General features: G+C 74.4%; 16 protein-coding genes and 1 rRNA gene. 10 read left to right on the forward strand and 7 right to left on the reverse strand.

What is annotated here, in order from left to right; translation table 11 throughout:
- The first annotated feature begins 19 nt into the window (after window positions 1-19).
- On the forward strand, window positions 20-4633 hold the full coding sequence (locus ACIQVI_RS27500) for a hypothetical protein (protein WP_403600510.1): 4614 nt from the start codon (window positions 20-22) through the stop codon (window positions 4631-4633).
- A gap of 66 nt (window positions 4634-4699) precedes the next feature.
- Here ACIQVI_RS27500 and ACIQVI_RS27505 read toward each other — a convergent pair whose 3' ends face one another.
- The gene (locus ACIQVI_RS27505; protein WP_403600513.1) at window positions 4700-5068 is read right to left on the reverse strand and encodes a hypothetical protein; all 369 of its coding nucleotides are present in this window, start codon (window positions 5066-5068) and stop codon (window positions 4700-4702) included.
- Between the two features lie 436 nt (window positions 5069-5504).
- Here ACIQVI_RS27505 and ACIQVI_RS27510 point away from each other — a divergent pair, with 436 nt between their 5' ends.
- From ACIQVI_RS27510 to ACIQVI_RS27525, 4 genes are read left to right on the forward strand one after another with little or no spacing between them, the layout of a single operon-like run.
- Window positions 5505-8528, forward strand: a complete 3024-nt coding sequence (locus tag ACIQVI_RS27510; RefSeq protein WP_403600516.1) for a nitrate- and nitrite sensing domain-containing protein — start codon at window positions 5505-5507, stop codon at window positions 8526-8528.
- Window positions 8525-8962 carry a roadblock/LC7 domain-containing protein gene (locus tag ACIQVI_RS27515; RefSeq protein ID WP_351970746.1) on the forward strand — a complete coding sequence of 146 codons (438 nt, stop codon included), beginning with the start codon at window positions 8525-8527 and terminating at the stop codon, window positions 8960-8962. The genes ACIQVI_RS27510 and ACIQVI_RS27515 overlap by 4 nt, the downstream gene beginning before the upstream one ends.
- Before the next feature lie 10 nt (window positions 8963-8972).
- Window positions 8973-9398, forward strand: a complete 426-nt coding sequence (locus tag ACIQVI_RS27520; protein ID WP_351970745.1) for a DUF742 domain-containing protein — start codon at window positions 8973-8975, stop codon at window positions 9396-9398.
- Entirely contained in the window at window positions 9379-9984 is a 606-nt protein-coding gene (locus tag ACIQVI_RS27525; protein WP_351970744.1) for an ATP/GTP-binding protein, read from the forward strand. Before ACIQVI_RS27520 ends, ACIQVI_RS27525 begins: the two co-directional genes overlap by 20 nt.
- A gap of 44 nt (window positions 9985-10028) precedes the next feature.
- Here ACIQVI_RS27525 and ACIQVI_RS27530 read toward each other — a convergent pair whose 3' ends face one another.
- The gene (locus ACIQVI_RS27530; RefSeq protein ID WP_403600520.1) at window positions 10029-10838 is read right to left on the reverse strand and encodes a M15 family metallopeptidase; all 810 of its coding nucleotides are present in this window, start codon (window positions 10836-10838) and stop codon (window positions 10029-10031) included.
- Between ACIQVI_RS27530 and ACIQVI_RS27535 the strand changes: the two genes are divergently transcribed.
- Complete coding sequence (locus tag ACIQVI_RS27535) at window positions 10837-11397, forward strand: NUDIX domain-containing protein (protein WP_403600523.1); 561 nt, start codon at window positions 10837-10839, stop codon at window positions 11395-11397. The genes ACIQVI_RS27530 and ACIQVI_RS27535 overlap by 2 nt on opposite strands.
- A gap of 30 nt (window positions 11398-11427) precedes the next feature.
- Here ACIQVI_RS27535 and ACIQVI_RS27540 read toward each other — a convergent pair whose 3' ends face one another.
- Window positions 11428-13671: a glycoside hydrolase family 31 protein gene (locus tag ACIQVI_RS27540; RefSeq protein WP_403600526.1), complete on the reverse strand. Its 2244-nt coding sequence runs from the start codon at window positions 13669-13671 to the stop codon at window positions 11428-11430.
- 214 nt (window positions 13672-13885) lie between these two features.
- On the opposite strand from ACIQVI_RS27540, the gene ACIQVI_RS27545 reads away from it, so the two are divergent.
- On the forward strand, window positions 13886-15856 hold the full coding sequence (locus ACIQVI_RS27545; protein WP_403600528.1) for an acetoacetate--CoA ligase: 1971 nt from the start codon (window positions 13886-13888) through the stop codon (window positions 15854-15856).
- 54 nt (window positions 15857-15910) lie between these two features.
- On the opposite strand, the gene ACIQVI_RS27550 is transcribed toward ACIQVI_RS27545, so the two are convergent.
- Together ACIQVI_RS27550 and ACIQVI_RS27555 are read right to left on the reverse strand one after the other, a co-directional pair.
- Window positions 15911-17005 (reverse strand): CU044_5270 family protein, encoded by a 1095-nt coding sequence (locus ACIQVI_RS27550; RefSeq protein WP_403600531.1) that lies wholly within the window; start codon window positions 17003-17005, stop codon window positions 15911-15913.
- Window positions 17002-17751: an RNA polymerase sigma factor gene (locus ACIQVI_RS27555; RefSeq protein WP_403600534.1), complete on the reverse strand. Its 750-nt coding sequence runs from the start codon at window positions 17749-17751 to the stop codon at window positions 17002-17004. The genes ACIQVI_RS27550 and ACIQVI_RS27555 overlap by 4 nt, the downstream gene beginning before the upstream one ends.
- 123 nt (window positions 17752-17874) lie before the next feature.
- Between ACIQVI_RS27555 and ACIQVI_RS27560 the strand changes: the two genes are divergently transcribed.
- Both ACIQVI_RS27560 and ACIQVI_RS27565 read left to right on the forward strand, forming a co-directional pair.
- On the forward strand, window positions 17875-19491 hold the full coding sequence (locus tag ACIQVI_RS27560; RefSeq protein WP_403600537.1) for a serine protease: 1617 nt from the start codon (window positions 17875-17877) through the stop codon (window positions 19489-19491).
- Between the two features lie 132 nt (window positions 19492-19623).
- Window positions 19624-20526, forward strand: a complete 903-nt coding sequence (locus ACIQVI_RS27565) for a hypothetical protein (protein ID WP_403600540.1) — start codon at window positions 19624-19626, stop codon at window positions 20524-20526.
- 74 nt (window positions 20527-20600) lie between these two features.
- Here the strand turns inward: ACIQVI_RS27565 and ptsP are convergent, their stop codons facing one another.
- Together ptsP and ACIQVI_RS27575 are read right to left on the reverse strand one after the other, a co-directional pair.
- On the reverse strand, window positions 20601-22271 hold the full coding sequence (ptsP, locus tag ACIQVI_RS27570) for a phosphoenolpyruvate--protein phosphotransferase (RefSeq protein ID WP_053640666.1): 1671 nt from the start codon (window positions 22269-22271) through the stop codon (window positions 20601-20603).
- 81 nt (window positions 22272-22352) lie between these two features.
- A complete protein-coding gene (locus ACIQVI_RS27575) occupies window positions 22353-22802 on the reverse strand; it encodes a PTS glucose transporter subunit IIA (protein WP_403600543.1) in 450 nt (149 codons plus the stop codon).
- A 665-nt stretch (window positions 22803-23467) separates the two neighbouring features.
- Between ACIQVI_RS27575 and ACIQVI_RS27580 the strand changes: the two genes are divergently transcribed.
- Window positions 23468-23543: ribosomal RNA gene (locus tag ACIQVI_RS27580) — 16S ribosomal RNA — on the forward strand; the annotation flags it as partial.

The following is a 23543-nucleotide window of genomic DNA, read 5'->3' on the forward strand; positions in this document are numbered from 1 at the left end:
CAGCACGAGAGTCCCCGCCATGTACGAGCTGTCCCGGGTCCGCCTCTACTCCATCGGCCCCGCCGGCGCGCGCTACGCCGACACGGTCCTGGACCTGCGCGGAGTCGGCGCCCCGGTGCCCCACCCCGCCCCCACCCAGGCGGAGTTCTTCGAGGACGAGCCGGTCGGACCGCCGCGCCGCCCGGCCCCCGCGGGCGTGCTCTTCCTGGAGAACGGCGGCGGCAAGTCCGTCCTCCTCAAGCTGATCTTCTCGGTCATGCTCCCCGGCCACCGCAACACCCTCGGCGGCGCCAGCTCCGGCGTGCTCCGCAAGTTCCTCCTCGCCGACGACTGCGGCCACGTCGCCCTGGAGTGGCAGCACACCCTCACCGGTGAACTCGTCGTCGTGGGCAAGGCCAGCGAGTGGCGCGGCCGCCAGGTCTCCAACGACCCGAGGAAGTTCGCTGAGGCCTGGTACTCCTTCCGCCCCGGGCCCGGCCTCAGCCTGGACAACCTCCCCGTCGCCGAGGCCACGTCGGTCCGCCCGCCCGCCGAGGGCGCCTCCGGCGCGCGCGGCCGCCGCCGCACCATGAAGGGCTTCCGCGACGCCCTGACCGAGGCCGGCAAGGCCTACCCGCACCTGGAGGTGGTCTGGGAGGAGATCCACGACCGCTGGAACGAGCACCTCGGCGAACTCGGCCTCGACCCCGAACTCTTCCGCTACCAGCGCGAGATGAACGCCGACGAGGGCGAGGCCGCCGGCCTCTTCGCGGTCAAGAAGGACTCCGACTTCACCGACCTGCTGCTGCGCGCCGTCACCGACACCCGGGACACCGACGGCCTCGCCGACCTCGTCGGCGGCTTCGGCAACAAGCTCGGCCGCCGCGCCGAACTCACCGCCGAACGCGACTTCACGGCCGGCTCCGTCGACCTCCTGAACCGGATCGTCGAGGCCGCCGGAATCCGGACCCACGCGCGCGAGGTCCACACCGCCGCCGAGCGCCGCACCCGCACCCTCGCCCGCCGGCTCTCCGCCCGCGCCGCCGAGGAGCGCGGCCGGGGCGCCGCACTCGCCCAGCAGGTCACCTCCGCCGCCCACGCCGTCGCCGAGGCCGAGGACGCCCGCGGCCGCAGCGCCCTCATCGCCGCCGAACTCGCCTACCGGCACGCCTCCCTGGCCTTGGCCGCCGCCGAGAAGGGCGCCGCCTCCCAGCGTCGCGAACTCACCGACGCCCGCACCCTGCACTCCGCCTGGCAGGCCGCCGAGGCCGTGCTCCGCCACCGCGCCGCGGGCGACCGCTCCGCGCGCGTGGCCGCCGCCATCCGCGAGGCCGAGCGGGACGCCGCCCCCGCCCTCGCCGCCCGCGCCACGGCCGCCGCCGACCTCGTACGGGCCCTCGCCGCCGCCGCCGAGGAGGGCGAGCGGCACGCCGCCGAGGAGGAGGAGCGCTCGACCGCCCTCCAGGAGGCGGGCGAGACCGCCCACCGCGACGCCACCGCCGCCGCGACCGAGGCCCAGCGCGCCCGCAGCGAGGCCGGCCACCTGCGCCAGCGGCTCGCCGAGGTCGAGCAGGAGACCGCCGAGGCCGTACGGGCCGGCTGGCTCGACGACACCGCGCCCGACGCCGACCCGGCCCGCGCCGCGCTCGCCGCCAGCGACGCCGAGAAGACCGCGGTCGCCGCCTGGGACACCGCCCGCGAGACCGCCGCCGCCGTCGTCGAGCGCGCCCGCGAGGCCGCCGGGGCCGAGTCCCGCGCCGAACTCGCCGCCGCCCGCGCCGCCGACGCGGCCGGGGCCGCCGGGAACGCCCACGACGCGGAGCGCCGCGCCGCCGAGGCCCTCGCCTCCGAGGAGCGCCTCGCCGAACTCCTGAGCCTGCCCCCGGCCGGTGGGGACCCCACCGGGCCCGCCTCCCACGGGCCGCTCACCGTCACCGACTTCGACCGGTACGCCGACGAACTGCGGTCCCTGCTCGACGGGGCCGTCTCCTCCGCCGAACGACAGCTCTTCGAACTGCGCACCGCCGCCGCCGACGACTCCCGGATCCTCGGCGCCCTCGGCGACGGCGGCCTGCTGCCGCCGGGACCCGACGTCCTCGCCACCGTCGAGCACCTCGGCGAGCACGGCATCCCCGCCCTCCCCGGCTGGCGCTACCTCGCCCAGGCCGTGGACCCCGCCGACCACGCGCGCGTGCTCGCCGCCCGCCCCGAACTCGTCGACGGCGTCGTCATCACCGACCCCGTCTCGTACGGACGCGCCCGCGAGGTCCTCGCCGCCGCCGCCCTGCTGCCCCGCTCCGCCGTCGCCGTCGGCACCGCCGCCGCCCTGCTCGCCCCCGTACCGGCGCGGTCGGGGGACGAGGACGCGGGCGTCTTCCTCGTACCGCCGAACCCGGCCATGCACGACGAGCACGCGGCCGACGAGGAGCGGCACGCCCTGCGCGCGCGGGCCGCCGCCCGCGACGAGGAGATCCGCGCCCTCGCCGGCCGCCTCGCCGCCGACCGCTCCCTCGCCGCCCGGATCGGCGCCTGGCGCGCCGACTGCCCGCCCGGGATGCTCGCCGAGCTCGCCGCGGCCGCCACGGCAGCCCGCGAGAGCGCCGAAGCGGCCGCCGCGACCCTCGAAGAGGCCCGTACGGCCCGCGCCGAGGCCGACGACACCGCCGCCGAGGCGATCCGCGTCCGCGACGAGCGCCAGGAGGCCGCCCAGCGCGCCCGCCGGGTCGCCGACGCCCTCGCGGGCCTGGCGTACCGGCTGCGCGAGCGGTCCGCCTGGCAGGCCAGGCTCCGCGAACTCGCCGACGACGCCGCCGAGTCAGAGGCCCGCGCCCAGACCTGTCTGGAGCGCGCCCGCGCTGCCGACGAGGACCGCCGCGCCGCCCAGCGCGCCGCCGACGACGCCCACCGCACCGCCCGCGCCCTGCGGGCCGAGCGCGCCGAGATCGCGGGCGCCCCCGACCCGCTCCCCGAGGCCGACCCGGCCGCGCCCCGCACCGCCCTGCCCACCCTCCGCGAGGCCTACCGGGCCGCGTCCCGGCTGTACGAGAAGGTCGGCGTCGGCGCCGACCTGCGCGCCGAGCAGGCCCGCGCCGAGAGCGACGAGTCCGCCGCCCTCGCCGAGCTCAACCGCCTCACCAACAAGGTCCGCACCCGCGCCGAACAGCTCCTGGAGTCCACCGACGGCGCCGACGGTCCGTCCCGCCAGGCCGCCGCCGCCCGCGCCGAGTCCCTGGTCCAGATGCTGGAGACCCGCGCCTCCGAGGCGAGCGAGAAGCTCGGCCGGCTCCGCGGCGAGGCCGAGCGCCTCGCCCCCGAGGACGGCGGGACGCACACCGAACTGCCCGAGGAGCTGGTCCCCGCCGACGCCGAGCGCGCCCAGGCCCTCCTGCGCACCGCCACCGCCGAACTCGCCTCCCGCAGCGCCGCCCTGGAGTCGGCCCGCGCCGCCCACGCCGGACTGCTCCGGGACCACCGGGCCGCCGAGGACGCGGCCGGCGGCTTCGAGGAGACGGCCGCCCTCCTCCGGGACCTGCTCCGCGACCACGCGGATGAGGAGCGGGAGGAGACCGAGCCGTACCCCGGCACCCTGGAGGAGGCCCGGACGACGGCCGCCGAGGCACGCAGGGCGCTGCGCGGCCGGACCGGCGAGCTGTCCGCCGCCGACGCGGCCGTGCGCGAGGCGAGCGACGTCCTCGTCCGGCACGCCAACTCCACCCGCTACGAGCAGGTCCGCACCCCGGCCCGCCAGCAGATCCGCGAACTCCCGGCGTCCGCGCTCCCCGAGCACGCCGCCAAGTGGGCCGAGGCCTTCGCGCCCCGGCTGCGGGTCCTCACCGACGAGCTGGAGCAGCTGGAGCGCAACCGGGACTCGATCGTGGACCGGCTCCGCGGCCTCGTGGAGTCCTCCCTGGCGACCCTGCGCTCGGCCCAGCGGCTCTCCCGGCTCCCCGAGGGCCTCGGCGAGTGGTCCGGCCAGGAGTTCCTGCGGATCCGCTTCGAGGAGCCCGACCAGGCCACCCTCGCGGAGCGGCTCGGGGAGGTCGTCGACGAGGCCACCCGCGCCGCCGTCAAGAAGAACTCCGACCTGCGGCGCGACGGCATGTCCCTGCTCCTGCGGGGCGTGCAGGCGGCCCTCGAACCCAAGGGCGTCTCCGTCGAGATCCTCAAGCCGGACGCGGTGCTGCGCGCCGAGCGGGTCCCCGTCGGGCAGATGGGCGACGTCTTCTCCGGCGGCCAGCTGCTCACCGCCGCCATCGCCCTGTACTGCACGATGGCGGCGCTCCGCTCCAACGACCGGGGCCGCGACAAGCACCGGCACGCGGGCACGCTGTTCCTGGACAACCCGATCGGCCGCGCCAACGCCACGTACCTCCTGGAGCTCCAGCGGGCCGTGTCGGACGCGCTCGGCGTCCAGCTCCTGTACACGACGGGCCTGTTCGACACGACCGCGCTCGCCGAGTTCCCGCTGGTGATCCGCCTCCGCAACGACGCCGACCTGCGGGCGGGGCTCAAGTACATCAGCGTGGAGGAGCACCTGCGTCCGGGGCTTCCGCAGACCGACCCGGAGGGGGAGACCGTCCACGGCGAGATCACGGCGACGCGGATGTTCCGCCGCCACCAGTCCGACGACCCGGCCCCGACGGACGCCGTGTAGAGGACCCGTACGGAAACGGAAGAACGGCCCGACCCCATACAGGGGTCGGGCCGTTCGGCGTTTTCCTCAGGCCGCCTCGGACAGCGGCACCGCGTCCGTCCGGCCCTCGTCCCGCCGCGTCCGCAGCGACGGACGCGCCGTGCTGCTCGGCTCCGACACCACTCCGTTGCGCTGGCGCCAGACCTGACGGGTGATCCAGACGTCGAGGATGCTCCACGTGGCCACGATCGTCGAGACCACCGCCGTGATGGTGATCGGAAACGCCAGCCACGCGCCCGCGAGGCTGCAGAAGAACGCCACCACCGCCTGGATGAGGGTCACCGATGTGATCATCACGGCCCGTACGGCGGCGTCGCGCACCGGGTCGGGCATTCGACGCCGGCCCCGCTCGTCCTCCACCCACAACTGCCGCGCCGACCGCGCCTCGTGTTCCATTGTCCTGTCACTCCCCACCACTGAACGACTTCAGGGACGGCTGCCCGTTGTGAGCGCCTTTACGCGGACAGAACCCTCCCCGTACCTATTGACGCACGTCAGAGGGAAAAGGTTTCGCCCCCTCAGGGGTGAATGCGAGACCCCCTGCGAGTGGAACGCACACTTCCAGCCATCTCCGCAGGCCGACGGAGTGGCACGTCATCAGGTGTCCTACGCCACAGTGACCGATCCCAACTCCCCGAATAACAGGACATCTCATGATCAACGCTCACTCGACAGGCTGAAAATAGCCCGGACACACCTTCGGGATGGCCGCGATGCAGTAGTAGGCTCGCGCCGCCGTTTGTTGAAACTCAAGGTTGACGCCGTGTGTTGACGCCCGACGTCACGAAGTGAAGGACCCTCGCGACGAACGGGGGCCGAGCTGGGGGAGGCCATGCGCTTTCGCGGGAAGTCCATCCGCAGGAAGATCGTGGCGTTGCTGCTCGTACCGCTCGTCTCCCTCACCGGCCTGTGGGGCTTCGCCACGGTCCTCACCGGGCGCGAGGCCGACCAGCTCCTCGACGTCGGCTACATCGTCGACAAGGTCGGCTACCCCCTGGAGGACACCGCCCGGGTCATCCAGCTCGAACGCCGCCAGTCCCTCGTCTACCTCGCCGACCCCCGGGGTTCCGACACCCTCGGTTCGCTCCAGGAGACCCGCCGCGCCACCGACCGGCAGATCGCCCGCATCCGCGCCAACGCCGCCGACCCCGGCGTCCGCGAGGAGATGCGGCCCGTCACCGCCCAGCGGCTCACCAGCCTCCTCGAAGCGCTCGACGGCCTCGAATCGCTCCGCCGCTCCGTGGAGAACCGCAGCATCGGCCGGATGCAGACCCTCGACTTCTACAACCGGCTCGTCGACCCCTGCTACAGCTTCCTCATCACCCTCCACGCCCTCGAGAACGTGGAGATGGACAAGCAGGGCCGCGCCCTCGTCGGTGTGACCCGGGCCCGCGAACTGCTCTCCCGCGAGGACGCCCTCGTGCTCTCCGCGCTCGTCGCGGACCGCGTCACCGCACAGGAGATCCGCGCGATATCCGACCTGATCGCCAACCGGAAGCAGTTCTACGAGGTCAACCTCGAACTCCTGCCGGCCGCCGAACGCGACCGCTTCGAGAAGTTCTGGCGCGGCCCCGAGACCCTGGCGCTGCGCACCGCCGAGAACGCCCTCGTCGAGGAGGGCCCCACCGACAGCCCGCGCGCCGTCACCGCCGCCCACTGGCAGGACCGGGCCAGCCCCGTCCTCGACGTCCTCGCCCGCGAGAACACCGCCGCAGGCGACCGCTACCAGGAACGCGTCCAGCCCGCCGCGTACAGCGTCCTCCTCAAGGTCGGTGTCGCCGGAGTCCTCGGCTTCCTCGCCCTGCTCGCCTCGATCGTCATCTCCGTCCGCATCGGCCGCGTCCTCGTCCGCGACCTGCGCCGCCTCCAGAAGGAGGCCCAGGAGGTCTCCGGAGTCCGCCTGCCCAGCGTCATGCGCAGGCTCGCCGCCGGCGAACAGGTCGACGTCACCACCGAAGTCCCCCACCTGCGGTACGGGGAGGACGAGGTCGGCCAGGTCGGCCAGGCCCTCAACACCCTCCAGCGCGCCGCCGTCGAGGCCGCCGTCAAGCAGGCGGAGCTGCGCCGCGGCGTCTCCGAGGTGTTCGTCAACCTCGCCCGCCGCAACCAGGTCCTGCTCCACCGCCAGCTCACCCTCCTCGACACCATGGAACGGCGCACCGAGGACACCGACGAACTGGCCGACCTCTTCCGGCTCGACCACCTCACCACCCGTATGCGCCGGCACGCCGAGGGCCTCGTCATCCTGTCCGGCGCCGCCCCCTCCCGCCAGTGGCGCAAGCCCGTCCAGCTCATGGACGTCGTCCGCGCCGCCGTCGCCGAGGTCGAGGACTACGAGCGGATCGAGGTGCGCCGGCTGCCCCGCCTCGGCGTGGGCGGCCCCGCCGTCGCGGACCTCACCCACCTCATCGCCGAACTCCTGGAGAACGCCACGGTGTTCTCGCCGCCGCACACCGCCGTCCAGGTGCTCGGCGAACGGGTCGCCAACGGCTTCACCCTGGAGATCCACGACCGCGGCCTCGGCATGAACCCCGACGCCCTGCTCGACGCCAACCTCCGGCTCGCCGAGACCCCCGAGTTCGAGCTCTCGGACACCGACCGCCTCGGCCTCTTCGTGGTCAGCCGCCTCGCCCAGCGCCAGAACGTCCGGGTCTCGCTCCAGACCTCCCCGTACGGGGGGACCACCGCGGTCGTCTTCATCCCGGCCGCGCTGCTCACCGACGCGCCCGAGACGGAGGGCGCCGGCTTCCGCCTGGACCGCAAGGTCTCCGGCCGCGCCGACGACGACACCGCCGCCCCCTCCGCCCGCCGCCCGGCGCTCGCCAGGGTCCCCGACGGGCCCGTCGAGCTGGAGCCCCCGCTCGACGACGACTTCGACGCGCTCCTCGACCGGTCGGCGGACATCCTCGACACCGAGAGCGAGCGCGGCGGCCTCTTCAAGCCCCGGGACCGGCGCCGCACCGGCCTCGCCCCCGCGGGCGAGCAGCACGAGCAGGCCCCGGACCGGACCGCCGCGGGCCGCGACGAGGGGGACGCGCCCGACGACGGGACCGCCCGCCGCCCCGTACCGCTGCCGCGCCGCCACACCCCGACGCTCGTCGTGGACCACGGCCGCCGCCTCGACGGCCCCGACCGCGCCCACCCGCTCCCGGGCCGCGCCCACCCCGCCCCGGACCGTCCGGCCGACGCCCCCGGCCACGACACCCGCCGCCCCACCCCGGGCCCCACCCTCGTCCCGGTCCGCCCGACGGGCCCCACGCGCCCGGAAACCCCTACGGGTTCCGCGCGCCCGGAGGGCCAGGCGCGTCCGGAGAACCAGGCGCGTCCGGGAAGCCCCGTACAGCCGGAAGACCTCGTACGCCCCGGGGGCTCCGCGAGGCCGGAAGGCCCCGTACGCCCGGGGACCCCCGTACCCCCGGAAGGCCTCGCCCCGGCGAAGAGCCCCGCACCGCCCGCGACCGACCCGACCCGGGTTCCGCCGAAGGCCCCGGCCAGGCCGGAGGCCACCGCCAGGCCGGAGGTCACTGCCCGGGCGGAGGCCACCGCCGAGCCGGAGGCCGCCGCCCCGCAGGAGCCCCCGGTCCCGCCCGAGGCCCCCGCCCTCTTCGACGGACTGCCCCGTCGCGTCCGCCAGGCCAGCCTCGCGCCCCAGCTGCGCGAGGCCGACCGGCCGGCCCGCCGCGACGAGGGGACCCGGGCCGCACCCCAGGGCCCGGACTCCTTCGAGCGCGACGCGGAGGAGGTGCGCGCCCGGATGGCCGCCATGCAGCGCGGCTGGCAGCGCGGGCGGGTGCACACCGCCGACCCTGACGAACCGACAGCACCAGGAACGACACCCGAGGGGGACGGTCGATGACCGCACCGAACGCCGCAGCACCCAGCACGACCTCCGGAAACGGCGAACTGAACTGGCTCCTCGACGAGCTCGTCCAGCGCGTCGGCTCCATCCGGAAGGCCCTGGTGCTCTCCGGCGACGGCCTTCCCACCGGTGCCTCCCGGGACCTGACCCGGGAGGACGGCGAGCACCTGGCCGCCGTCGCCTCCGGCTTCCACAGCCTCGCCAAGGGTGTCGGCCGCCACTTCGAGGCGGGCAAGGTGCGCCAGACGGTCGTCGAGCTGGAGGACGCCTTCCTCTTCGTCACGGCCGCCGGCGACGGCAGCTGCCTGGCGGTGCTCGCGGACGCCGACTCCGACGTCGGCCAGGTCGCCTACGAGATGACGCTGATGGTGAAGCGGGTCGGGGCCCACCTCGCGACGGCCCCCCGGACCGGACTGCCCTCGGGAGGGTGAGTGGGACGGCATGAGTGACGAAGCCGAGCGGAACCGGACCGAGGAGGGGCGCCCCCCGCGCCCCCACCACTGGTTCGACGACGAGGCCGGACCGGTGGTCCGTCCGTACGCGATGACCCGTGGCCGGACGAGCGCCGCCACCCGCCACCGGCTCGACCTGATCGCGCTGGTCGTCCCCGAACCCGCCGCCGAAGACCCCGGCCGGGACCAGACGCTCTCCCCGGAACACGTGGAGATCGTCGAACGCTGCTCCGAGCAGCCCCAGTCGATCGCCGAGCTCGCCGCCGGACTCGACCTCCCCGTAGGGGTGGTCAGGGTCCTCGTCGGCGACCTCGTCGAGGACGAACTCGTCCACGTGACCCGCCCCGTTCCGCCGGCCGAGCTGCCGGACGTGAACATCCTCCGCGAGGTGATCAATGGCCTTCGGGCGCTCTAGCCGCACCAAGCCCTTCGTCGAACCGGTGACCCTGAAGATCCTCGTCGCCGGCGGGTTCGGGGTCGGCAAGACGACCCTGGTCGGCGCGGTCAGCGAGATCAGGCCCCTGCGGACCGAGGAGATCCTCAGCGAGGCGGGCCGTCCCGTCGACGACCTGCACGGCGTCGAGTCCAAGACGACCACCACGGTCGCCATGGACTTCGGCCGGATCACCCTGCGCGAGGACCTCGTCCTGTACCTGTTCGGCACGCCCGGTCAGGACCGCTTCTGGTTCCTCTGGGACGAGCTGGCCCAGGGGGCCCTGGGCGCGATCGTCCTCGCGGACACCCGCCGCCTGGAGGACAGCTTCGCGGCCATCGACTACTTCGAGCGGCGCGGCATCCCGTTCACGGTGGCCGTCAACTGCTTCGAGGGCGCCCAGCGGTTCGCCGCCGAGAGCGTGCGCGGGGCCCTCGACCTCGACCCCGAGGTGGAGCTGGTCATGTGCGACGCCCGGGACCGCGAGTCCGTGAAGAACGTCCTCGTGGCGGTCGTCGAACACGCCCTCGTCCTCGCCGACCGCACCCACGCGGCCGTCACCTCCTGACCCTCCGGTGGAGGGCCCCGGCAGCGGGCCCTCCACCGGGAGGCTCAGTGCCCGGCCACCGACCGCCACGCCACCGGGAAGTCGAAGAACGTCTCCGGGAACGGCTCCGGCTTGAACGTGAAGTGCCACCACTCCTCCGGCAGGTTCACGAACCCCTGCTCCGCGAGCGCCCCCTTGAGCAGCTGCCGGTTGGCCCGCCGCACGCCCGTGATCCTCGGGTCGTCGGTGTGCGACCGGGTGTCGAAGCAGTCGTACCCGGTCCCCATGTCCACGGAGTTGTCGGGGAACCGCTCCGCCTGCGGGGCGTAGCACTCCACGAGCTCCTGACCCGGCCGGTACGGGCGCGTGGGCCACGCCGGCAGCCGTACGACCGTCAGGTCCACCGTCGAACCCCGGCTGTGCCCGGACTTCTCCGCGATGTAACCGTCCGCGAACAGCCTCGACTTGTCGACGAGCGGATAGAACTCCTTCTTCATCCGCTCGTCCTCCAGGTCCTTCGCCCACCGCACGAAGTGGTCGACGGCCCGCTGCGGCCGGTAGCAGTCGTACACCTTCAGCGTGTAGCCCCGGGCGAGCAGCCGCACCTGCGCCCGGTGCAGCGCCTCCGCCGCCGGCCGGGTCAGGACGCACAGCGGCTGCCGGTAGCCGTCCACCGGCTCGCCGACGAAGTTGTGCGTCGTCGTGTAGCGCATCTCCTGGAGGATCGTCGGATCCACGGAGCTCAGCGCCACGAACTCCCGTGGCGCCCGCGGCTCCTGGACGGCCGCCACCGGGGGAGCGGACGCGGCGAACAGCCCGGCGGCAAGGACGGCGAGGGTGCCGAGGGTGCGGCGAGCGGAAGCGAGTCCTGTCATGGGCCCCGTCTACCAGTTCCGGCAGCGCCGGGGAAGGACGATCGCATACGGTCGGACCGTGAAGGACTCCCACTGCTCCTCCTGCGGCGCGGCCCACCCGGCCGACGCGGGCTGGCCCCGCACCTGCCCGGGCTGCGGCCACACCGCCTACCGCAACCCGCTGCCCGTCGCCGTCGCCCTGCTGCCCGTCACGGACGCGGACGGCACGGGACTCGTCGTCATCACCCGCACCATCGAGCCGCAGCGGGGCGGGATCGCGCTCCCCGGCGGCTTCATCGACCACGGCGAGGACTGGCACGCCGCCGTCGCCCGCGAACTGCGCGAGGAGACCGGCATCGAGGCCGCCGCCGAGGAGGTCCGCCTCGCCGACGCGCTGAGCTCCCCGGCCGGCCACCTCCTCCTCTTCGGCCTCCTCCCGCCCCGCCCGGCCGCCTCCCTGCCCGCCTCGGCACCGACGGACGAGACCAGCGGCCACCACCTGCTCCGGGCCCCGGCGGAACTGGCCTTCCCGCTCCACACGGAGGCGGTACGGAAGTGGTTCGCGGGGGAGTACGGCTGATACGGCTGAGGGGCACCCGGAACCGGCCCGTCAGAGCCCCCGCACCCGCACCGGCAGCCCCGCCTCCGCCACCCCGTCGTCCGTCACCCGCTCCACCACCACCCGCCCGTCGACCAGCCGCGACTGGTACCGCTCGATCTCGGCCGGCTCCCAGCCGTCCCCCGTGTCCCGTACGACGAGCCCCCCGCCCGTCCGCCCGGCGGCGGGCGCCCACACCTCCAGCGCCGGACCGCCCTCCTCGCCCCGCACCGGGAGCACCGCGCCCGCCCGTGCCAGGACCGGCACCCGCGACAGCGGCGCGTCGAGCAGCACCTGCCCGGGCCCCTCGTACGCCCGCCCCGTCGCCGTGTCGTACCAGCGCCCGCGCGGCAGCCGCACCGCCCGCCGGTCGGCGCCGGGCGCCAGGACCGGGGCCACGAGCAGCGAGTCGCCCAGCAGGAACGCGTCCTCGCAGTCCCGCAGCGCCCGGTCCTCCGGCGTCCCCCACCACACCGGCCGGACGTACGGCGCGCCCGTCATCCGGGCGAGCCGCGCCAGGGTCGTGAAGTACGGCCGCAGTCGCTCCCGCTCGGCCAGCGCCCCGCGCGCGTACTCCAGGATTTCGGGCCCGAACTCCCACGGCTCCTGAGGGCCGGGACCGGTCCCCGCGCGCGTGCGGAACAACGGGAGCCAGGCCGCCAGCTGGTACCGGCGCAGGAACAGTTCCGGCGACCCCTCTGCGCCGGGGCCGGAACCGGAGCCCGGTCCGGAGCCCTCCACGTCCGGCCCCGAGTACGGCACCCCGCACAGGCCGAGCCCCAGGACCAGGGAGAGCGAGGCCCGCAGCCCCGGCCACCCGGCCGGCACCTCGCCCGCCCAGGTGCCCCCGTACCGCTGCACGCCTGCCCAGCCGGAGCGCGACAGCAGGAAGGGCCGCTCGTCGGGCCGCAGACGGCGCAGCCCCTCGTATCCGGTCCTGGCCATCGCCAGGCCGTACACGCCGCTCGTCTCCCGGCGGTCGCCGTCGTGCACCTGGTCCCCGGGCTCCGCCCGCACCGCCGGGTCCGCGGCCACCAGCCGCACGTCCTCCTCCCGTAGCTCCTCCGCGAGTCCGGACAGACCGTTAGAACGCCCGGCACCCGGATGCCCGGCGTCCAGGTGTACGGCGGACAGCGGAAGTCCGTGCTTCCGGTACGCGTCCACCGCCTCCCGCACCTCCGCCGCGCCCCCGGAGCCCTCGCGCGCGTGCTGCGGGCCCAGCGCCCAGGACGGCGGGAGCGCGGGCGCGCCCGTGAGCGCCGCCCAGCCGTGCAGCACGCGCGCGGGGGTGCCGACCACCACCCAGCAGCGCAGCGGACCGCCCTCCATCCGGACCTCGCAGGCCCCGGGCCGGTCGTGCCCGGACCCGGCCCCCTCCTCGCCCTCGGAGAGGGTGACCCGGCCGTCCCGGGAGTTGTCGTGGAACACCAGGTGCGTACCGGCGTCCGAGACGATGAACTGCACAGGCATGGCGAGGTGCGACGGAACGTCTCCGGAACCCGACCGGGAGCCGGATCTTGATCCGGCCCCGAGCCTTGATCCGGCCTCGACCCCGGCCCCGAGCCTTGATCCCGACCTCGACACGGACCCGGACCCGGCCCAGAACCCCCACCCCAACCCGAGCCCGGCCCCCCGCCCGGAAGCCGTGCTCCGCAACCCGTACGAGCCGTCCCGCAGCCGCAGTCCCCCCGACCGCCCGCCGAGCCCGAAGAACCGCGCGTCGGCCGGCACCTCGCTCCGCTGCACCCAGCGCGCGCCTCCGGAAGGCCCCGCGCTCCCGGACGGCCCCGTCTCCACCGGCTCCCACCACCGCGGCGGCAGGTCCCGCCGGAGCAGCAGTCCGCCCGGCGTCCGGACCTCCACCGCCCCGTGCCGGGAGACCGCCACCGTCACCCGCTCCGACACGATCCGCCACCCGCCGTCCGTGTCCGGCTCCAGGGCCGCCCGGGGATCCGGCTCGGGCGCCTCGCCGGCCAGCGCGTACGAGGGCAGCGGCCCGGCCCCGTCCCACCCCCAGAACACCGTGCCGCCCGCCGACACGCACACCCGCAGCGAGGACCGCGCGAACCGGATCGTCCCCCCGCCCGGCGCGGACTCCGCCGCCTCCGCGAGCCCCGGCACCCGGGCCCGCTCCGCCCCCCTCGGGGGCGTCCCCCACGCGTCCGTCCGGCGCTGCCGCCACGCCGACCGCACCGTCCGCAAGCCCTCCACAGAACCGAACACCTTCATCGAACGCAGCAGTTCACGACCGTCCATGCGGCTCACCCTGCCACCCGCGAAAGCCGTCACGAGCCGCGTTCAACTGCCGTTCACCCGTGGTGGGAGCACATATTCAACTACCGGACCATGGGCGGGCAGCCCTGGTGCGAAAGACGATCACATGGCATCGTCCTGTCAGCCGCGTCGCGCGCACACCCCAGCACGTGCGCGGGACACACGCAGACCCCGCGTACAGCCAGGGAGCCGCCCCATGACATCAGCGCAGACCGAGCCGCTCTGGCAGCCGGACGAGGAACGCATCGCCACGGCCGCCGTCACCCGTTTCCAGTCCTGGGCGGCCGAGCACCACGGCGCCCCGGCCGAGGGCGGGTACCCGGCGCTCCACCGCTGGTCCGTCGAGGAGCTCGAAGCGTTCTGGCGGGCGATCGTCGAGTGGTTCGACATCCGCTTCTCCACCCCGTACGAGCGCGTCCTCGGCGACCGCTCGATGCCCGGCGCCGACTGGTTCCCGGGCGCCACCCTCAACTACGCCGAGCACGCCCTGCGCGCCGCCGACGAGCGCCCCCACGACACGGCCCTGCTCCATGTGGACGAGACACATGAGCCCACCCCGGTGACCTGGGGCGAGCTCCGCCGCCAGGTCGGCTCCCTCGCCGCCGAGCTGCGCGCCCTCGGCGTCCGCCCCGGCGACCGGATCAGCGGCTACCTGCCCAACGTCCCGCAGTCCGTCGTGGCCCTCCTGGCCACCGCCGCCGTCGGCGCCGTGTGGACCTCCTGCGCCCCCGACTTCGGCGCCCGCAGCGTCCTCGACCGCTTCCAGCAGGTCGAACCGGTCGTCCTCTTCACCGTCGACGGCTACCGCTACGGCGGCAAGGAGCACGACCGCCGCGACACCGTGGCCGAACTGCGCGCCGAGCTCCCGACCCTCCGCGCCGTCGTCCACGTCCCGCTCCTCGGCACCCCGGCCCCCGAGGGCACCCTCGCCTGGGACGACCTGGTCGCCGCCGACACCGAGCCGGTCTACGAGCAGGTCCCCTTCTCCCACCCGCTGTGGGTCCTGTACTCCTCCGGCACCACCGGCCTGCCCAAGGCGATCGTCCAGTCCCAGGGCGGCATCCTCGTCGAGCACGTCAAGCAGCTGGGCCTGCACTGCGACCTCGGCCCGGAGGACGTGTTCTTCTGGTACACCTCCACCGGCTGGATGATGTGGAACTTCCTCGTCTCCGGCCTGCTCACCGGAACGACGATCGTCCTGTACGACGGAAGCCCGGGCTACCCGGACACCGCCGCCCAGTGGCGCGTCGCCGAACGCACCCGCGCCACCCTCTACGGCACCTCCGCCGCGTACGTGATGGCCTGCGCCAAGGCGGACGTGCACCCCGGCCGGGACTTCGACCTCTCGGCCGTGCGGTGCGTCGCCACCACCGGCTCCCCGCTGCCCCCCGACGGCTTCCGCTGGCTCCACGACGAGGTCCGCGAGAACCTCTGGATCGCCTCCGTCAGCGGCGGCACGGACGTCTGCTCCTGCTTCGCCGGCGCCGTCCCCACCCTCCCCGTCCACATCGGCGAGCTCCAGGCCGCGGGCCTCGGCACCGACCTCCAGTCCTGGGACCCCTCCGGCAAGCCCGTCGTCGGCGAGGTCGGCGAACTCGTCGTCACCAACCCCATGCCGTCCATGCCGATCCACTTCTGGAACGACCCCGACGGCAGCCGCTACCGGGACAGCTACTTCGAGATGTTCCCGGGCGTGTGGCGCCACGGCGACTGGATCACGATCACCGACCACGGTTCCGTCGTCATCCACGGCCGCTCCGACTCCACCCTCAACCGGCAGGGCGTCCGGATGGGGAGCGCCGATATCTACGAGGCCGTTGAGCGCCTCCCGGAGATCCGCGAATCCCTCGTCATCGGCCTGGAGGAGCCGGACGGCGGCTACTGGATGCCGCTCTTCGTCCACCTGGTGGAGGGCGTCACCCTCGACGAGGAGCTGATCGCCCGCATCAAGCGGACCATCCGTTCCGAACTCTCCCCGCGCCACGTCCCCGACGAGATCATCGAGGTCCCCGGCGTCCCGCACACCCTCACCGGCAAGCGCATCGAGGTCCCGGTCAAGCGCCTCCTCCAGGGCACTCCGCTCGCCAAGGCCGTCAACGCCGGCTCGGTCGACGACCTCGGCCTCCTCCACTTCTACGAGACCCTGGCCGCCAACCGCCGCGCCTAGACCGGCGAACGCCTCGGGCCCCGACCCACCGGGATCGGGGCCCGAAGCGTTCCCCTACGCCTTCGGCGGCTCACCGGGCGCGGAGGCGGCCCCCTTCACGAGCACCGCCGACACCCCGAGGACGGTCCCCGCCCGGCCGGCCGGCGTGGACTCGACGAGGACGGCACGCTCCCCGAGGAACGCCGAGGTCGTACGGTCGAAGACCCACTGCTTCTGCTCACCGTGGGCGGTACGGGCCACGGCGACGCCCTCGCGCCCGGCCGCGTCGGTCGCGGACGGCAGCACGGTCACGCCGGGGATCAGGGCCGCGGCCCGGTACAGCGCGGCGATGACCTCCGGCGGAGCCCAGGTCTCGGCGAGCAGCGTCCCGATCGCGCTGAACGCCCGCTGGTCGGCGTCGCTCCCGGAGCCCCCGGATTCCCCGGCCCCCCGGGTCTGCTCCCGGACCAGCCGCAACAGCGCCTCCGGCTCCGTGGGAAGCGCCGCCACGTACGCGTGCGTCGGGCGGGTGACGGACGGCGGTTCCGTCCCCAGCGTGCTCTTCCGGGGCTCGGCCCCAGGGCCGTCCAGCTCGTACACGGGCCCGGGGGAGCCGAGCGGCGTGTCGGCGGAGCCCGCCTCGCGCAGCAGACCGGGACGGCTGCCGTCGGCCGAGAGCCACACCTCGCGCGCGCGTGCGGGCGGCAGCACGGCGGTACCACCGGCCGCGTCCCGCCCCGCGTACGCGACGAGGCTCTTCACGTAGACGTACTCCCCGGGCCGCACCTCCGGCGCGGGCGCGGCGGCCGCGGCGAGCGCCGCTCGGGACAGGACCCCCGCGGCGCCGGGCGGGGTCGGCCGCCCGGCCGAGACCCGGCCCGGCGGCCCGGCCGGCCCCTCCCCGGGCGCGACCACGACGACACCGGCGACGACCGCGCAGGCCGCCACCGGCACGGCGAGCAGGCCGACCGGGAACCTCCGGCGCGGCCGGACGGCCGGACCGCCGTCCCCGGCGGCCAGGGCGGACCGCAGCACGGCGTGCCGCAGGTCGAGGTTCCGCTCCGGCGCCAGCTCGGGCACCGGCGGCGGGGGCAGCAGCTCGGCGAGCTCGGCCCGCAGGAGCGCGTCCGCGTCGGCGCCGCGCGGCGGGCGGGGGGTGAAGGCGTTCATGCCTGCTTCTCCGGATTCGATCGGGACGAGAGGGAACCTGCCGCCCGCACGGCCGGCGGTACGGACAGACGCTCGGGTACGGGGAGGGGCGCGGGTTCGGGCAGAGGTACGGACATCGGTGCGGGTGCGGGTGCGGGTCCAGGTGAGGGCGTGGCTGCACGCCCGCCGCCCGCCCGGACCGCGACGGCGGCGGACCGCTCCCGCCGCCGCGCCGCCCTCAGCTCGGCGTCCGCGAGCTTCCGCAGCCGTTCACGCGCGCGGGACAGCCGGGAGCGGACGGTCCCGACCGGGATGCCCAGCGCCTCACCGGCCGCCGCGTAGTCGAGGCCGGCCCACACCACGAGCGTGAAGACCTCGCGCTCGCGCCGCCGGAGCCTGCCGAGCGCGACGCGGGCGGCCCGTACCTGCTCCCCGTCCGTCATCCGGGCGAGGACGTCGTCGGCGAAGTCCGGCAGGACGCCGCGCTCGGGGAGCCGGGCGAGGGCCGCGTCCCGCCGCCGGGCCTCGCGGGCGGCGCCGCGCATGATGTTGGTCGCGATGCCGAGCAGCCAGGGGCGCAGGCTCCCGCCGTCGGCGTGCACCTTCCCGCGACAGCGCCAGGCCTCCAGGAAGGCGGCGGAGACGACGTCCTCCGCGGCCGCCCGGTCCCCGCACACCCGGAACGCGTAGTGGTACAGCACGCGCGCGTGCTCGTCGTACGCCTCGCCGAGCGCCGAGGGGTCCCCGGCACGGAAACGATCTCTCATAGGTGATTCCACAACTGGCACTGGACAGTGGTTCGTCCGGGTTCCCGTGACCTGGGACACAGCCCTTCCGCCGCTGTGTCCCAGGTCACGGGAACGCCCCCGCCGCCACGAGCAGTGCTGAGCATGAACGATTCCTCAACGCCCCTCCGCACGACGGCCCCCGCCCACAAGACGACACCCCGCCGGACACCCCTCCGCACCCTCGCCCTCGCCGCGGTCCTCGCCGGCATGTCGCTCTCCGCGCTGCCCCCGGCCGCCGTGGCGGCGCCCCGCGCCCCGGAGGCGTACGCCCTGACCATCCGTCACCTCGACCGCGCGGGCGCCGCCACCGACGCGTACCGGACCCACGTCACCGGCGTCTCGGGCCCCGGCGCGGCCGAGGAGGTCACGCCCCACGACGGTTCCGGCACGGTCACCGTCCGCCTCCCCAAGGGCCGTTACCTGCTGGACTCCACCCTGGCCGGGCCCGAGGAGGGCTCCGGAACCGACTGGATCGTCCAGCCCCGCCTGGACCTGGACCGCGACACCACGGTCACCGTCGACGCCCGCACCACCGCCCCGGTGGACGTCCGCCCGCAGGACCCGGACGCCCGCTTCGTCAGCCGCCTCGGGTTCGTCGAGGTCACCCACGGCGGCACGACCCGCTCCGCGAACGTCATGGCGGGCCCCGACCTGCGCGTCGCCCACCTCGGCCCCGACGCCGAGTCCGGCTCGGTCAAGGAGTGGTTCGACACGTACTGGGCCGGCCAGGACAACGACTACGCCCTGGGCTACGCCTTCACCTCCTCGCGCGCCCTGACCGGCCTCGTCCGCCGCCCCTCCGCCGCCTCCCTCGCCACCGTCCAGATCCGCCGCGCGGCCCCGGCCGGCGAGACCGGCACCGGGTTCGTCTCGGTCCAGCCCAGCGCGGGCCCCACCGTCGGAATGGTCCAGCCCCTCCGCCCGCTCGGCACCGCGACCGTGCTCGTGACCCCCGAGCGGGGCCTGTGGAACGTCGAGTACGAGGCTCCCGCCGCCCCCGGCACGAAGCCCAACCGGTACGCGGCGAACGGGTTCGCGGTGCGCGCGGGCGCCACCACCACCCACACCTTCGACAACGCCGTCTTCGGCCCCGCCCTCGACACCGCGCCCGGCGCCCGCCCGGCGGGCGTCCGCGACGGCGCCGCCCTCTCCCTCGACGTCCCGCTGCTCGCCGACGGCGAGGGCCACGTGCCGAGCGCGCCGCGCTTCCGCGCCGCCACCACCACGCTCCACCGCGACGGGGTCCTGATCGGCACCCGCCGGGGCGCACCCGGCCGGGGCACGTTCACCACCACCCCGGGAGCGGCCTCGTACCGGCTGACCGCCACCGCGACCCGCGGCGACGGCACGTCCCCGGGCGGCCGGGCCACCGCCGCCTGGACCTTCACCTCGGCCGCGACCGCACGCCCGACCGCGCTTCCCCTCAGCACCGTCCGCTTCGCCCCGGCCCTCGCCCTCGACGGCACCGCCCCGGCGGGCGCCGACGTCCGCGTCCCGGTGACCGTCCAGGGCGCGGCGGCCGGATACGGCGTCCGCTCCCTGACCGTGTCGGTGTCGACCGACGACGGCGCCACCTGGACCCGCGTCCCCGTCGTCGACGGCCGGGCCGCCTACCGCGACCCCGTCGCCGGACGCTCCGTCTCGCTCCGGGCCGAACTCACCGACACGAAGGGCAACACCCTCACCCAGACCCTGACGGGCGCGTACCGCACCCGCTGAACGACCGACACCTCCAAAGCCCGACCCCCCGTTCCGGAACGCTCCGGGGAGGCCCGCCCTCCCCGGAGCGTCACTGTCAGTGGCGAAGGTTACGGTGAGTGAGCACTGATCGGACCGTCACCAGGGGGAGACATGACACGGACAGCGACCACCCCGACGAACCTCCGCCGCGCCCTGCGCCGCGAGATCCCCAGCACCGTCGCACTCCTCGCCGACGAGCAGGACTTCGCGGCCATGCGCCGGTACCGCACGTTCCTCTTCGACGACCACACCGCCTACCTGCGCCAGATCGAGGCCCTCCTCAAGGCCCTCGCCCGCCAGGGCGGCCACACCACCGTCGCCCTCTTCGACCCCGAGGAGTACGCGGCCTGGTGCGCCGAGACCGCCACCGACCCCGACCTGCCCGCGAGCCGCAGCCGCTTCACCGCCCACCTCGCCGCCACCGGAGCCCGCGTCACCTACACCGGACAGCCCCTCACCACCCTCCTCCCCGAACTCGTCGACACCGCCGTCCGCCAGGCCACCTGGGAGTACGCCACCACCGTCCTCGCCACCGCAGGCGACTGCGCGACCTGCGGCAAGGACATCGGCAAGGCCGCCTACGAGCGGGCCGCCCGCCTGCTCGTCCGCCTCCTCGCGGCCGCCGGCCCCGGCACCCACCACCTCGTCTGCAGCGTCCCCGCCGCCGACGACCAACTCCTCGCCGTCCTCCACACCGAAGGCACCGCACCGCCCGAGGACGCTCCCGGCGCCGGATTCGCCGCCGAGTTCACCGCCGTCCTCGCCGCGGGCATCGCCCTCTCCGCCCCCGGCGGACTCGTCCTGCGCACCACCGCCCCCGACACCCCCGACCGCCTCCACGGCTGGCGCCTCACCGACGGCACCCTGACCCCGCTCACCGAGGCCGAGGTCTTCTCCGCCTACTGCACCGACGCCCGCACGGGAGAACCCCTCTCCCCGGAACCCGGCGTCGAGTACCGCGCCGGCTTCCCCCTCGCCCCCGGACCCGACGACGACTGGACCACCCACCACTGACCCCGCACACGACGAAGGGGCTCCCCGCCACCTCCGTGACGGAAAGCCCCTTCGTCCTCACCCGCTTCCGGGAATCACTCCCCGGACAGCACCGCCTGCGCGGCCAGCCGCGCCTCGTGCGCGGTGTCCGCGGCCCGCGCCGCAGCCGCGGCCCGCTCGCACTGCGCCAGCGTGTACTTGGCCAGCGTCGCCCGCACGTACGGAATCGACGCCGCACCCATGGAGAGGGAGGTGACGCCCAGACCCGTCAGCACACACGCGAGCAGCGGATCCGAAGCGGCCTCGCCACAGACACCACAGCTCTTGCCCTCGGCCTTGGCCGCCTCGGCGGACAGCGCCACCAGGTCGAGCAGCGCCGGCTGCCACGGGTCCTGGAGCCGGGACACCGCACCGACCTGACGGTCGGCCGCGAAGGTGTACTGCGCCAGGTCGTTGGTGCCCAGCGACAGGAACTCGACCTCCTGGAGGATCGAGCGCGCCCGCAGCGCGGCCGACGGAATCTCGACCATCGCACCGAACTTCGCCCGCAGCCCCGCCTCACGACAGGCGTCCGCGAACGCCTTCGCGTCCGTACGGTCGGCCACCATCGGCGCCATGACCTCGAGGTACACCGGCAGCCCCTCGACCGCCTTCGCAAGGGCGGACAGCTGCGTCCGCAGCACCTCCGGGTGGTCGAGCAGCGACCGCAGACCCCGCACGCCCAGCGCCGGGTTCGGCTCGTCCGCCGGCGTCAGGAAGTCCAGCGGCTTGTCGGCGCCCGCGTCGAGCACCCGCACGACCACGCGCCCCTCGGGGAACGCCTCCAGGACCTGGCGGTAGGCCTCGACCTGCTTCTCCTCGGACGGCGCCTTCTTGCTGTCGTCCAGGAAGAGGAACTCCGTACGGAACAGACCGACACCCTCCGCACCGGCCTCCACGGCCGCCGGCACGTCCGCAGGACCGCCGACGTTGGCCAGCAGCGGCACCTTGTGCCCGTCCGAGGTCGCGCCCGGCCCGGTCGACGTGGCCAGCGCGGCCCTGCGCTCGGCGGCGGCCTTCGTCAGCTCCGCCTTCTTCTCCTCGCTCGGGTCCACGAAGAGCTCACCGGTGGAACCGTCGACCGCGATGAGCGTGCCCTCGGCCAGCTCGCCCGCGCCCGGCAGCGCCACGATGGCCGGCACGCCCAGGGCCCGCGCGAGGATCGCGCTGTGGCTGGTCGGCCCGCCCTCCTCGGTCACGAACCCGAGCACCAGCGTCGGGTCGAGCAGCGCCGTGTCGGCGGGCGCCAGGTCCCGCGCGATCAGCACGTACGGCTCGTCGCTGTCCGGCACGCCCGGCATCGGCACGCCGAGCAGCCGCGCGACGATCCGGTTCCGCACGTCGTCCAGGTCGGCGACCCGGCCCGCCATGTACTCGCCGGCCCCGGCGAGCAGCTCGCGGTAGTGCGAGAAGGCGTCGTAGATGCCGCGCTCGGCCGTACTGCCGACCGCGATCCGGCGGTCCACGTCGGCGATGAGCTCCGGGTCCTGGGCGATCATCGCCTGGGCCTCCAGCACCGCCTGGGCCTCGCCACCGGCCAGATTGCCCCGGGCGTTCAGATCGGCGGCCACCGCCTCCACGGCCTGACGGGCACGCCCCTGTTCGCGCTCCGCCTCCTCGGCCGGAATCGACTTGGCCGGCGGCTCCAGAACCGCGGTGCCCATGTGCCGGACCTCGCCGATCGCCACTCCGTGGCTGACGCCGACGCCTCGCAGCGTTGTCTCCATCTCACCCGTCTCCGATTGAGCGACGGCCCCGGCCGCCGCGTTGAATGTCGAACTCGCGGTCGTCACAGCGGACGAACCGGCTCAGTTCCAGCCGAAGAGGTGGTCGCCGGCCTTCAGCTCGCCGCTCTCGGCGACGTCGGAAAGCGACTCCGCACCGGCCTCCAGGGCCACGACGGGAGAGATGGGGGACTTGCCGGCCGCCTCGACGGCGGCGGGGTTCCAGCGCACGACGGCCTGTCCGCGCGTCACGGTGTCACCCTTGCTGGCAAGCAGCTCGAAGCCTTCTCCGTTGAGCTGGACGGTGTCGATGCCGAGGTGCGTCAGCACACCGCGTCCCTCGGAGTCGACGACGACGAAGGCGTGCGGGTGCATGGAGACGATGACCCCGTCGACGGGGGAGACGGCCTCGGAGGGCTCACGTACGGGATCGATGGCGGTACCGGGACCGACCATCGCACCGGAGAAGACCGGATCGGGAACTGCGGCGAGACCGACGGCACGGCCGGCGAGCGGCGAGGTCACGTTTGTCATGGGAAGCCTCCCAGGGGCGGAGATTGTGTGGCGCCGTCACTACCTGTCCTGGACGGCGTACTGTTCAGAAGCGTATGTCATAGGAAGTTCCGGTTCCGCCCGAGACGTACCAGTTGGACGGAGCTAGGGACTACCGGCGACGGTTTGCCTCTACTGACGGTGGGATGTACTGTCGTACTCCTGCCTGACCCCAACGCGGCCTTGAGTCGCGGGTCGGCAGCACCTATCAAGCCAGATCCTAACCCCAGTGGTCTACACCTCTGCGTGCTCGCAGCGGGACGTGGTCAGGGGGACCGAGAAAGCCTGGTAATGTTTGACCCCGCCGGGAACGGAAAGCGCGAAAGCGAATTCCAGCCCCAGCAGCCTGCTCCAGCGGGTGGCAGAAACGGAAAACGGATCTGCTAAGCTGGAAACACGAAATACCGAAGGGAAAAGCCCGGAGGAAAGCCCGCGAGGGTGAGTACAAAGGGAGCGTCCGTTCCTTGAGAACTCAACAGCGTGCCAAAAATCAACGCCAGATTAGTTGATACCCCGTCCGGCCGGATCTCCGGTTGGTCGAGGTTCCTTTGAAGAAAAAACACAGCGAGGACGCTGTGGACAGTCGGCCACATTCCGGCCCGGCTGTCCCGCTCAACGCGAGTGTCGTACCCGATTACGGGTCAACATTCACGGAGAGTTTGATCCTGGCTCAGGACGAACGCTGGCGGCGTGCTTAACACATGCAAGTCGAACGATGAAGCC

Origin of the sequence: Streptomyces sp. NPDC098101, from assembly GCF_044760185.1 — a bacterium.
Taxonomy (GTDB): domain Bacteria; phylum Actinomycetota; class Actinomycetes; order Streptomycetales; family Streptomycetaceae; genus Streptomyces.

What these genes read in the sequence shown, in the direction of transcription:
- ACIQVI_RS27500 (WP_403600510.1), top strand. Translation starts at nt 20, where the DNA reads ATGTACGAGCTGTCCCGGGTCCGCCTCTACTCCATCGGCCCCGCCGGC.
- ACIQVI_RS27505 (WP_403600513.1), bottom strand. Translation starts at nt 5,068, where the DNA reads ATGGAACACGAGGCGCGGTCGGCGCGGCAGTTGTGGGTGGAGGACGAG.
- ACIQVI_RS27510 (WP_403600516.1), top strand. Translation starts at nt 5,505, where the DNA reads ATGCGCTTTCGCGGGAAGTCCATCCGCAGGAAGATCGTGGCGTTGCTG.
- ACIQVI_RS27515 (WP_351970746.1), top strand. Translation starts at nt 8,525, where the DNA reads ATGACCGCACCGAACGCCGCAGCACCCAGCACGACCTCCGGAAACGGC.
- ACIQVI_RS27520 (WP_351970745.1), top strand. Translation starts at nt 8,973, where the DNA reads ATGAGTGACGAAGCCGAGCGGAACCGGACCGAGGAGGGGCGCCCCCCG.
- ACIQVI_RS27525 (WP_351970744.1), top strand. Translation starts at nt 9,379, where the DNA reads ATGGCCTTCGGGCGCTCTAGCCGCACCAAGCCCTTCGTCGAACCGGTG.
- ACIQVI_RS27535 (WP_403600523.1), top strand. Translation starts at nt 10,837, where the DNA reads ATGGGCCCCGTCTACCAGTTCCGGCAGCGCCGGGGAAGGACGATCGCA.
- ACIQVI_RS27530 (WP_403600520.1), bottom strand. Translation starts at nt 10,838, where the DNA reads ATGACAGGACTCGCTTCCGCTCGCCGCACCCTCGGCACCCTCGCCGTC.
- ACIQVI_RS27540 (WP_403600526.1), bottom strand. Translation starts at nt 13,671, where the DNA reads ATGGACGGTCGTGAACTGCTGCGTTCGATGAAGGTGTTCGGTTCTGTG.
- ACIQVI_RS27545 (WP_403600528.1), top strand. Translation starts at nt 13,886, where the DNA reads ATGACATCAGCGCAGACCGAGCCGCTCTGGCAGCCGGACGAGGAACGC.
- ACIQVI_RS27550 (WP_403600531.1), bottom strand. Translation starts at nt 17,005, where the DNA reads ATGAACGCCTTCACCCCCCGCCCGCCGCGCGGCGCCGACGCGGACGCG.
- ACIQVI_RS27555 (WP_403600534.1), bottom strand. Translation starts at nt 17,751, where the DNA reads ATGAGAGATCGTTTCCGTGCCGGGGACCCCTCGGCGCTCGGCGAGGCG.
- ACIQVI_RS27560 (WP_403600537.1), top strand. Translation starts at nt 17,875, where the DNA reads ATGAACGATTCCTCAACGCCCCTCCGCACGACGGCCCCCGCCCACAAG.
- ACIQVI_RS27565 (WP_403600540.1), top strand. Translation starts at nt 19,624, where the DNA reads ATGACACGGACAGCGACCACCCCGACGAACCTCCGCCGCGCCCTGCGC.
- ptsP (WP_053640666.1), bottom strand. Translation starts at nt 22,271, where the DNA reads ATGGAGACAACGCTGCGAGGCGTCGGCGTCAGCCACGGAGTGGCGATC.
- ACIQVI_RS27575 (WP_403600543.1), bottom strand. Translation starts at nt 22,802, where the DNA reads ATGACAAACGTGACCTCGCCGCTCGCCGGCCGTGCCGTCGGTCTCGCC.